Source organism: Treponema sp. (assembly GCF_017430385.1).
In the GTDB taxonomy this organism is placed as follows: Bacteria; Spirochaetota; Spirochaetia; order Treponematales; family Treponemataceae; genus Treponema_D.
Genome location: NZ_JAFRNB010000117.1, coordinates 21097 through 32574 on the forward strand (window position 1 = coordinate 21097; position 11478 = coordinate 32574).

The window sequence follows — 11478 nt, forward strand, 5'->3', positions numbered from 1 at the left end:
CCCCTCATTATCCTAGAATTGAAATTTCGCAAGCAGAACCGCATTGCCGGAAGTTGTGATATATCCAGAATGTGCGTAATCCCTGCTTGAAGCATTGCACAATTTTATTACATCATTGACTTCAAAAGCAAGGCTCAGAGCCGCAGCGAGCCGAACGCCAGCCCACACGGAAAGATCCGGGCATTTGTCGGCCTCCTTGCCAAGTGCGACAGCTCCCGCCGTTCCGACATTCCATTTTGCATCGAGGCTCTGATATTCCACGCTCGCCTTGATTTTATGCTCGTCCGAAAGAGCAGGAACATCTTTCCAATAAGATTTCCATTCAACGCCAGCCTTTACAGGAGCAAAATCAGCGAAGAAGCCGAAATTCGTGTCGTATTCAGTGCGTTCCTTTGCGCTGATTATGTACAAGCCTGATTTTGGAACTTCGGAATTGTACTCAGCTTCCCACAAGCCGTTTTCAAAAGCAGTTTTCCTGAATTCAAAGCCAGCCTTAGCCTCAAATGCAGAAAGAATCGGCACGCTCACATCAACTGTCGAGAACCAGTCCGTTGTTTCGGTTGGAATTGCCGGAGCCACGGCAAAACGATATTTGTTCTCAAGATTTCGGATTTTTTCCTGATATGAATCAAGGCCGCCGCGAGCAGACAAAGTGACAAATCTTCCTTCAGTGAAAGATTCAGTCTTAAAATCAAGGATTCCTGTGAAAGCAGGAAGAATGTCCTTTTCGCCTGTTGCCGTTCCGATTATGAGAGAGCCGTCTGCTCCAAGCGTTAGAAAATCGTTTGCCCATGAAAGTCCGAGCTTGAACTGACCGCGATGGCTAGAATTCTGATTTGAAGAATTTTCGATTTCAAAAAGATTTCCGCTCTTTTCAAGATTTCCCTGGAATCCGTAATAAGATGTCAGCATTGCCTTGAAGCCTTTGCCAGTCCAGCCAAAACCAAGATACGGATTTACATCAACAATTTTTGTTGTGTCCATGAAATTGTCGGAAGTCACGCTGTTCTTCATTATTTCGCCATATCGGTTAAACCAAGCTCCATCCACGCCATAGGAAATCAAAATTCCGTTTGAAAGATTCCAGTCAGAGCCTGCATCAGCAAAAATCGTGTGCTTAACCATGTCGGAATATGCGTTGGATTTGAGCTGCAAGCCGTCATCGCTCATTTTGTATGAAGCCTCAGCCCGATGTTTTCCGTAATTTGTGAAAAGCGACTGTTTACCACGAACGGCAGTAGTGCGCGCAAAATAGCCTTCGTTTGATTTTTTGCCGGCAAATCCTTCCGCGCTCTCATGATTAAAATCAATCTCAAAAGGAGAATTGCCCGAAGCCCGGTAGACTGAAAAATCACCTTTAAAATAGAACGGATAGCCAGCTCCAAGCTCGCCCTCAGCATAAATATCCTTTGATTTCTGTTCGGCTCCATTTTTAACAGCCGGCGTAGTTTTTTCGCTGCCGTCATTTTCCATCAAAGGAAGCTGAACTTCTGGGCTGGAATTCTCTGGCAAAATCTTCGTGTAATCAGGCACAGAATCTTTTCCGACAGTAAATGTCTTGCCGTTTACGACAGTCGTGACATCAGGAAGCTCAATTTCCTCCTCGACTTCGGATTCTTCGGATTTTTTTGCAGCCTGCGCAAAAATCGTGATTCCTAAAAAAAGAAATATCGTGCTCAAAAAGAATTTTTTCATAATCCCCCCGCGATTTTCTCGCCGTCTTTTGTATATTTGCTCTCCGGATAAAGTTTTTTAAGCTCGGTGAAAGTTGCTTTTGAATCAGCATAAAGCCCAGCCGCATCAAAAGATTCTACCGCGCCATAAAAAGCTCTTGCGGCATTCTCGTCATTTCCTGCCTGCCGCGAATATTTTGCCGCATCAAGATACATTTCTGCGGATTTTTTGTTTTCACCACGGTTTCGGTATGCACCAGCAAGGAAGAGGGCGTCACTCATGTTGCCCTCGCTTTTTGAAGGCTCCTTTTTGTTCTGTGCCAATCGTTTTTCCGCAGTTTTTATCTTTTCATCATTAGAAACAACTTTGCCCGAAGCAAGTTTCTGCAATTCTTTGGCTTTTTTGTCCATTCCGTCATTCACAGCCTGAGAGCCGTAAGTCGCAATCATTTTGTTAGCCATCGAAAGGGCAGCCGCATAATCGCCTGTTTTTTCATACAATTCAACAAGATTTTTTTCCGTACCGTAGCGATATGAAGTTTCTGCCGTCGAGTCAGTGATTTCCTCGTATCGCATGATTGCACGGATTTCGTCGCCTGTTTTCGCAAGGCTGTCAGCAGCAAAATAAATTGCCGCAAAATTAAACCGTCCGCCAGCAAATTTCTTGATATATTCCTCGAACAAGCCCGCGGATTTCACATAATTTTTTTCTGAATAAGCGATTTCTGCCCTTCTGTACGATGATTCCTCGGCGATCAGGGCCGCTTTTTTGTCATTTGAAGAAGCAAGCTCCGCAAAATATTTGTCAGCCTCGGCCATTTTTCCCTGAAGGACGAAAATTTCCGCACTTTTGTACTTACATTCATAGCCGAATTCGGTTCGCTGCAAAATGTAAGGTGAAAGGAGCGAAAGTGCCTCGTCAAATCTTCTTGAATCAGAAAGAATTCCTGCCGTAAGAAGAATTGCCTCTTGTTTTTCGCTGTCATTTTTTGCCGTTGAAATTGCTTTTTTTGCCGCCGGAACTGCCTGCGAGTCATTTTTGAGGAAAGCGGAAGCCCGTGCGACAGTCATGTAAGCCGACCAGACAAACGCATGAAGAGGATTCTCACTGATAAAGCGGTTCAGCCCGGCCACAGATTTTTCGTAATCCCCGGACTGATACTGAGCGTAGCCGGAATAAAACTGAGCGTAAGCAACATAATCTTTTCCGAGCGTTTTTGAATTGAGAACCTTCGCAAAAGAATTTTCTGCCTCTTTCCATCGTCGCTGATTGAATGAAGCCAGAGCCGAAAGATACAATGCTTCGTCGCCAGTCGCCTTTGAAGCCTGCTCCTTCGTTGAAATATAGTGCCCCGCAATCAAAAGCGTGCGCGAATAATCAAGCCGTCCGTCATTATCAAGCTGATTTTTTTCACCAAGAGAATAGAAAATTGTGTCCGCCTCGTGGTATTTTCCCTGTTTTGCAAGGGCTTTCGCATAAAGATTCAGAATCGATTTATCCTCAAGCTTATGCTTTTTTTTATAAGTTTCGATTACCGACACCGCCTTTGAAATTTCACCGCATTCATATTTTGAAAGAGCAATCCAATAAACCGAATTTCTCTGAATCTCAGGATTTTCGGATTTCTGGCATTTTGTGGCATAATTTTCACATTCTTTCCAATTTTTAAGATAAGCGTTGTAACGGGCAATTGAAAGAATCACGGTCTCGTCAAGAGAATCTTCTGGCTTGGTGATTTTCTCGGATTTCAAACAGCCCAAAAGGATGTCGAGCGCGCCGTTTGCCCCGGAATTTTTGTCCGAAGCCGTGATATAGGCGATTTCTGCACGATAGACCGCCGCAATTTTCCGCTGCTCAAGATTTGCCGAAGAAGCAGCCTCGTCAAAATAAGCGGAAGAAGATTTATAATTCTTTTCGTTGAAAGCATTTATCGCAAGCAAAGTCGAAGTTTCTGCCGCCCTCGAACCGTCACCTGCAAGCTTAAAAGCCTCGTCCGCCTCTTTATTCTGGCCAAGTTTTTTGTAAGCCTCGCCTTTCTGAATCAAAAGTGATTTTTTCGTCTCTGAATCAAAACTGGCTTTTTCGAGAGAAGAAACAAGGTTCACGCATTTTTTCGCATTTTTTGCATCGCCAATGAAATTGTAGCTTAGTGCAAGTGAGAGTGCGCAATCTTTGTAATCATCGGAAGCAAATTTCGTGCCGTTTGAAATCACATATTCAAAAAGAGGAATCGCGTTCTTGTAATCAGCCTGCTCAAAATAGGATTTTCCGCCATAAAGGAGCGCGAATGAATAATAATCAGAAGAATTCTGTGCCATTTTCGGACTGATTTTCTTGAATTCCTGAAAAACCGAAGCCGAACTGAAAAAACTGCTCTGGGCCTTTGAAAAATCTTTCTGCTCAAAAAAACATCTTCCGAGCCAGTAAAAGCGTGCTGAATTAAGCTGAATTGTTTCTGGATTAAGATTGTCGGCTTCCATCTTGTATTTTTCGAGGACAGAGCGGGCATCTTTTGTTCGGCCCATCTTGAAAAGGCTCTCTCCCTCGTAAACGGCAGCCCTGAAAGCAAGAATAGAATCTTTTTCGCTGCGAAGAATTTGCTCCGCATAACGAACGACACCCGGATAAAACCCAGATTCGTAGCTGGATTTCATCTGTGCCGAAAGATTCTGATTTTCAGCAAAAATAATGCCGGAAATCAGAAAACTCAATGTAATCGAAATAAGTTTTTTCATAAAACGCAACATTATAAAGGAGAAAAGCGGTCTGATGAAAGCACCCTCGTAAGATGAACGAAGCAATCAGGATATTTTTTCATGAACTGCGTGAGAGTCATTTCCTGACCGTTCTCAAAGACAGTGCAGCCGAACTGACCGTTTTTGTCAAAATATGGGAAAATTGCCGCAGAAGAATCAAAAATCTGGAATTCCGGGGAACCGTCTCCAGGTTTTACACTTCTTCGCACGGCCGCCAGATAAAAATATGTCGGCTCGCTCACGCCAAGCACATACAAAAGAGGCTTGAGATATTTGATTTCATAGCCTGTGTTTTTGATGTAACCCGCAACAGCCGTAATTCCGCGGGAAGAAACTTCCGAGCTGAAAGGCTCAATTTTTACATCGACCCCGGAATTTTCATAAAGATAATTTCTGCGAGACTGAACGGACAGTTTTGCAGCCGCAAGATTTCGTGTCCAGTCCAAAGAATAGAAAAGATTCTCAGTGTTTGACTTGATGCCGGAAACTCCGAGCGGACTAAGCTGTGCCGTTGGCCGCAAAAGAGGCTCCACAAAAGACATTCCGCCGTTGAGAGGCTTGATAAGTCCGTCAACAATCCATTTGAGGAAGCCAGTGTGGTTCATCGTAAGCACATCATTTTTGACATCATCGGAATCGACATCGCGGGCTTTGCCGGAATCTTTTCCAAAAACATAAACAGGCTTTCCGTACTCGTTATATCCGCCGTTCTGAACAGACTTGATTCTAGGAAGATTTTTTCGGATTTCACCGACCATTACAAGATTTCCGTGATACTGCTCGGAATGAATGTCCGCATAATTCCACGGAAGAGTTTTTTCAGTCAAAGAAAGCACGGAAGCAAAAGATGCAGTGTAAAAATAATCAAATGGAACTCCGACCGGAACTCCACGAGCCGCATAGCAGCCCTGAATAATGTAATCTGCCAGAGTTTTTGTGCCGCTTGGCCTGAACTGAACAAAAACATCACTGTCAGCCGCAAAATAGTAGCGGATTTTAAGAGGTTTTCCGCTGATTGAATCACGCATCAAAATCCACGAACCAGCGGCATCAGGCGGATATTCGTTCACGGTCTTTTTCTGAATTCCGTCCTGAGTGTAATAATCAACTGAAATTGTTGTCTCAGGCGACACTATAATAGAAAAGACTTCGGGAGTTTCTTCAAGCCGAACCTGAAAAATCTGCCCGATTGCATTCGAATGGATTTCCGTCCTGTTCTCGCGGATTGTCGAAAGCGGCTGCTCAAACCATTTTTCAGCGACATCCTTGCGGATTACGGAAGAATCAGGAATATGAAGTTTGTTATTCTCAGAAAAAAGAGGAAAAATCGCAAGTGTAAAAAAAATCAAAAAAGAACGAAAAATTTTCATTAGAATCTCCAAAAAATTTTCTCTCTTAGATTTTCGGAAAAAATAGAAAGCGAATTAAGCCCAAAAGTCAAAGAAATTGTACCATTGATACGGATGAAGCTTGCACAATTCTTCAAGATTGCGCGCATAGTTCTCAGCGGTCTGCTTTATACGCTCCTCACGCTCTTTCCTTCCACAATCAAAATCAAGCGGATTCTTCTTTATAAACAAACTATATTTTGGATTGATACAAAAATCTTTCTTTCTGAGGCCGTTCATAAAATAAGTCGGGGCATTTAAAAGAGCCGCAAGCAAAAAAACGCCGTACGGGAATTTCGCTTTCTCGCCAAAAAAAGGAATCTCAATGTTTCTCTGGCTGTGCGCGCTCACCCGGTCTCCGGCAATCACGACGACATCACCGGCCTCAATTCGTTCCTGCAAGAAAATTATCGTCTCCGGGCCGATATTGTCAGAATCAACATGATTAAATGAAGAATCCGGGTTAAGCTCCTTCAAAAGCACATTGAATCCTGAATAAATATTCTCGTCTGAAATTGTGGTTATGCTGATTTTTCGGCTCGTCCATCCTTCGCAAAGGCAGGCAAGGCCTTTCATCATCTGCGGATTTCCAAGATGCGAGATTATGACGAGGCTTCCCTTCCCCGAATTTATGTTTTCGAGCAAGTCCGAAACATCATCGTCCTGCTTTTCAATGTCGCTGAAAGAGAAATTTCCCGCCCAGGTCTGAACATTTTCGACTAAATTGAGCGCGAAAGAGCAGATATGCTTGAGAGTGGAAGATTTTCCGGCCTTTAAAAGATATTTTTTTGAGAATCCGCGAATTTTTGCCGAAAAAATCCAGTAAAAAAATCCGATTATGTACGCAAGAACCCGGACAACCGCCGGCGGAAACACTTTCAGGCTGAAAAACATCAGCTTGAAACCAAGATTATGATTCTGCTTTACCTCGAACCACTGCTCAGAGCCGTTTTTTTCGCTCATTCTAGTCTCCGTTTTTGCGGGCAAGGAAAGCAATCTTCCGGCACAAAAGATACGGCGAAAGAACAATCATTTTGAGGCAGAGTTTCGTGAACACCCACGAAATGCGAACATTGTCGCGGAAAGCATGGAAATTTGAAATTCCGTCGCTAGGATAAGTAACTTTGACCGGATAAAATTCAACATCAACGCCAGACCAAATCAATTTTATTATGATTTCGACATCAAAGCCCATCCTCTTGTCAAAAATCTTTTTCTGCACGAATTTGTAAACTGGCTCAATCGGATAAATCCTGAATCCGCACAGAGCATCCGTGATTTTGTTGCTCCATGTGATAATCGCGCACCAAGTATTTGCAAAGGCATGTGCATTTTTTCGATGCCCCGGAGCCGATTCGTCATATTCTGGATAACCGCAAATCATTTTGAGCGGATTTGCCTTTGATTTTTCAACGAAGAACGGAATTTTCGTGCTGTCGTGCTGGCCGTCCGCATCAATCTGGAGAATATGCGTGTAGCCCGCGTTTTTGGCAAAAATTGTTCCCGCTTTGAAAGCTCCGCCCTTCCCTGAATTTTTCGGCAGCGTGACAAGCTCAACTTCGGGATGAGAATCTTTTATCTGGCGAAGAAAAGCCTTCGTCTCCTCGGCATTTCCGTCATCAACGAGAATAATCGGAATCTTGTACTGGAGAATTGAATCAACGACCTGAACGCAAGCCTTTCCGTGCCGGTAAACAGGAATCAATATGCAGGGATTAAAATTTGTCATGCTAGCTCCACCATGTAAGTTCCGCTGGAATATGAAGTTCCTTTTTCGGAATCAGAAATATCGAAAGTCACTTTGCCGCTTGCAGAATCAAAATTGATTTTAAAAATTACGCTCGTGTCGGGCAGGATTTTGTCCGCGAACTTAAACCGCTTGATTTTTGGCGTTGAAAGAGGCAGCTCGAAATATTTTGCCGCGTAATGAGCAAGCAAATCAATCTGTGCGACAGCCGACAAAAGCTTAAAGTTCGGGAAATGGCCGTCAAAATAATCGCTCGCCGACACAATTTTTACTTTGAGAACAAGTTCGCTTTCATTCTGGATTAAAACTTCTTCCGGTGGAATAGAATGAATCAATTTATTCTCCATCAGAGGCTTTTTCTGCAGAAAAAAGTGCCTGTATTTCAGCTTTATGCTTTTTGCCCTGAATATCGCATGGAATTTTATCAAGGAAACGCCATTTTTTTGGAATTACGACATTCTCAAAATACTGCAGAAGATGATCATGAAAATGCCTGTTAATCAAATATTTCTCAGTAGCTGAAAATTTCTTTTTTCCCTCTGAATTAAGTACGATTGCAGCCGCAAGATATTGCCTTCTGTCCGACATTGGAACGACAGCACAATCAAGGACAAGCCCTGTCTGCAAAAGCCTGTTCTCAACTTCGGTCACGCTGATTCGCTTCTCCTCGATTTTGACGATTGAATCAATGCGGCCTTTAAGCAAAAATCTTCCGTCATCGTAAATTTCAACCATATCTCCTGTTTTAAAGCCTGCAGGATCAGTGATATACGGCGAAATGATTGTAAGACAGCCATCATCTTTGTCTGCCCAGATTTTTGCAGTTTTTATTGGCTCCCAGATTAGTCCACTTTCCGACTGCTTACGGTAAGCGATTCCGCCGGTTTCAGTTGACCCGTAGCCTTCCCATGGGCATACTCCGAAAATTTCCTCGGTTTCTTTTGCAAGTTCCACAGAAACGGCACCGCCCGAAGTAAAAATCCATGGATTTTTTAAATTAAGTTTTTTACCCTCGCGCTCTGCATTTGTACGCTTAAGGAATGCCGGAACTGTGATAATCGAGTATGATTCATCGTCCAAGTCCTCAAATTCTCCTGGAAATTCAATCCTCTGGCGACGGAAAGGAACTCCCACAAAGAACGGAAGAAGAATCATGTACAAAAGACCGTAAATATGATGATGACTTACAGTGTACACGAATTTCCGGCTGTTGAATTCATCAAACCAGCGGCCAGCAATATACTCCATGTCAGCCTCAAATTCGGCAAGCGTATGAACAACTTCTTTTGGATGACCGGTTGAGCCTGATGTGAACATAACGATTTTTGAATCTTTAGGGTCAATCAACGGAGTTTCATTAATTTCGGATTCTGTAAGAGCTGGCTCCCCTTCCGCACAATCAAGAATCTCAGGAATAAAATCAGCATTTTCGATTTTTACGCCCTCGACTTCTTTTTTGTCTGTCAGGAAGCGGATGCTTGAATCTTTTGAGCGGATTTCTTCTATATAGTTAGGACTGATGTTCACGCTAATCAGCGGAGTTTTTTTGCACTGAAACAAAGCAACGAACGAGCAAAGAAATGCAAAGGAATCCTCGCAATTGAGAATCCATTTCTGGCAGGAATCATGAGCCTTGATAAAACGGCGCATTTTCGCAGAATTCTTCAAAAAATCCTGCCATACAAAATATTTTTTTTCGCTCCATCGCCTGTCGAAACAGATTATTCTGTCATTCTGATATGATTTTGAATTGAAATTTGAGAATTTTACGATTTTTGGCATTTTGAAATTCACCACCTTTCTGACAATAAATTCAACGGCAAATAAGAACCCCATCAGAACATACGAAATTCCGCCGTTATAAACAGACCATATTTTATCATTTTTACAAAAAACAGTGTATACTGCAGCGGCTCCATTCAATATAAAAAATCCGCACCAGATGAGCGTGACTTTGTAACAATATTTTTCGATTCGCCGTTCATTCATCGAACCATGAATTTTTTTGTCACTCAGACAGGCAAAGCGGAAGCAGATATTCGGCGGACTAAAAAGCGTGGAGGCAAATGTAAAAAGAAAAATAAGATTCATGAAAAGCGGGTAAAGCTTGATGAAAATCAGCTGGCCTGTCAAAAAGCAAATAAGCCCCGCCGTAAAAAGAATCGAAGAGCTGACAACAAGCCGAAGATTCTTCTTGAGCCGGTCAGGAAAATGCCGCGACTGCCGAGACTCGTTGCCCCCGCCAGACTCTGTAAGCGGAGAAGAACCGCCCGTCGCCAAAAGCATGTAGACAAGAGCAATGAACACGACGAAAAGCGAAAAAATCTTTACCGGCACCCGGAAAATCACCAGACAGGCAAAGACCACGAGCGGATAAAGAACTGAGAGAACTGCAAAAAGAATTTTTGAGAAAATTTTCACTTAGATTGAAAGCGGTTCGAGCAAATCCACGACATCCTGAACTGTTTTGACCGATTTGAATTCCTCTGGCTCAATCTTGTCCTTGAGATACGGGCGGACTTTTACGATAAGCTCAACGGAATCAATCGAATCCAAATCAAGATCTTCGCTGATTGAAGCTTCAAGCGTAATGAGATCTTCTTCAATGTCAAAATCGTTAATCAAGATTTCTTTAAGCTTTGAAAAAATGGCTTCTTTTGTCATTATTTAGCCTTCTCCGCAGAAATGTAGTCAGCAAGAGCATTTACAGATGCAAAATGTTCTCGTGCATTCTGATCATCTGAGCCAAATTTTACGCCGAATTTCTTTTTGAGGGCAACGCCAAGTTCCAGGGCATCGATAGAATCAAGACCAAGCCCTGTTCCAAAAAGCGGCTCGTCATCAACGATATTTTCAGGGGTAATGTCTTCAAGTTCTAGAGAAGAAATAATGCATTCTTTAATCTGTTGTTTAAGTTCGTCCATCAGAATCTCCTAAAATTTAACTTCTCCGAAAATAGAGTGGACCTGAAACCAACAAAGCTCCCGGTCAAATCTAATATTACTCCTATTATAATATAATTCTAACAGATTTCAATAGCGAAAACTTTCGTTCGATTCATCCGACAGGACTTCACTGATTTTCCTGATCATTCGCTTTGCAGCAATTGCTTCCGGCAGACCTTTGAATTCTTCCGGATAAACAGGCTCCTTTACCTGAAGGTCAAAAATATATCTGCTTTTTGGAGCAAACTGAAGAACCTTATCGCCCTTTCCCAGACCTTTCTTTGAAGTTCCGCCAATGTAAACAGGAATTATCGGGCAGCCGGTTGCGAGAGAAATCCTTGCGGCACCCTTTTTGTAATGATTCTGGCCATAAGGCGTGCTTCTTGTGCCCTCCGGGAAAAGCATGATTGTGTTCCCGTAAGCCAAATCTTCCTTTGCGCGGGCAAGCATTTCTTCATAAGGAAGGGAATTCGGCATGTAAAGCTCGTTTATGACCGCATGCATTATGTTTTTTTTGGAAAGAGAAGCCTTTGCGATTATGGAAGTGTGTGAAAGCTGGGCAATCATTACCGGAGAATCAAGATACGCCGGATGATTCGCAACAACGATTGCTGAGCGGAGCTTATTGAGATAGCCTTTTTTATTCACTTTGATTTTAATGACACCTACAATCCACATGAATCCGATAAAGAACTGAAAAAGCACATAGACAAAATGCCTCATGTGATAGCGGAAACTTATTTTTTTACGGAAGATAAGTTTGCCAATCGGAAAACAAATGATGGAAAGCAGGACAGTTCCAACACCGAAAATCGTGAGCGACAAAAGTTTTCCAATTATATGGAAGAAATACAGCGGATAGTTCGAGATTTTTTCATTGGGATAAAGAAGCTGCTTTTCTTCCTGAGCATTGACCTGAGTTTCATCTTGAATTTCATTCTGATTTTGATTTTGAGTGATAATTTCTG

The 11478-nt window shown here is 42.6% G+C and carries 10 protein-coding genes; all 10 read right to left on the minus strand.

The window, feature by feature from the left end; translation table 11 throughout:
* Positions 1–12: 12 nt before the first annotated feature.
* Positions 13–1695: a TonB-dependent receptor gene (locus IJJ71_RS08445; RefSeq protein WP_296846391.1), complete on the minus strand. Its 1683-nt coding sequence runs from the start codon at positions 1693–1695 to the stop codon at positions 13–15.
* Entirely contained in the window at positions 1692–4409 is a 2718-nt protein-coding gene (locus IJJ71_RS08450) for a tetratricopeptide repeat protein (RefSeq protein WP_296846392.1), read from the minus strand. The genes IJJ71_RS08445 and IJJ71_RS08450 overlap by 4 nt, the downstream gene beginning before the upstream one ends.
* A gap of 11 nt (positions 4410–4420) precedes the next feature.
* Positions 4421–5800, minus strand: a complete 1380-nt coding sequence (locus IJJ71_RS08455; RefSeq protein WP_296846393.1) for a hypothetical protein — start codon at positions 5798–5800, stop codon at positions 4421–4423.
* 54 nt (positions 5801–5854) lie between these two features.
* A complete protein-coding gene (locus IJJ71_RS08460; protein ID WP_296846394.1) occupies positions 5855–6781 on the minus strand; it encodes a lysophospholipid acyltransferase family protein in 927 nt (308 codons plus the stop codon).
* A 1-nt stretch (position 6782) separates the two neighbouring features.
* Positions 6783–7547 carry a glycosyltransferase family 2 protein gene (locus tag IJJ71_RS08465; RefSeq protein WP_296846395.1) on the minus strand — a complete coding sequence of 255 codons (765 nt, stop codon included), beginning with the start codon at positions 7545–7547 and terminating at the stop codon, positions 6783–6785.
* On the minus strand, positions 7544–7900 hold the full coding sequence (locus tag IJJ71_RS08470) for an ApeI family dehydratase (RefSeq protein WP_296846396.1): 357 nt from the start codon (positions 7898–7900) through the stop codon (positions 7544–7546). The genes IJJ71_RS08465 and IJJ71_RS08470 overlap by 4 nt, the downstream gene beginning before the upstream one ends.
* A gap of 1 nt (position 7901) precedes the next feature.
* Positions 7902–9986 carry an AMP-binding protein gene (locus IJJ71_RS08475; protein WP_296846397.1) on the minus strand — a complete coding sequence of 695 codons (2085 nt, stop codon included), beginning with the start codon at positions 9984–9986 and terminating at the stop codon, positions 7902–7904.
* Positions 9987–10229, minus strand: coding sequence for an acyl carrier protein (locus IJJ71_RS08480; RefSeq protein ID WP_296846398.1), 243 nt, complete (start codon positions 10227–10229; stop codon positions 9987–9989).
* Positions 10229–10489, minus strand: coding sequence for a phosphopantetheine-binding protein (locus IJJ71_RS08485; protein WP_296846399.1), 261 nt, complete (start codon positions 10487–10489; stop codon positions 10229–10231). Before IJJ71_RS08485 ends, IJJ71_RS08480 begins: the two co-directional genes overlap by 1 nt.
* 108 nt (positions 10490–10597) lie before the next feature.
* A partial coding sequence (locus tag IJJ71_RS08490) for a lysophospholipid acyltransferase family protein (RefSeq protein ID WP_296846400.1) occupies positions 10598–11478 on the minus strand: 881 nt, incomplete at its 5' end.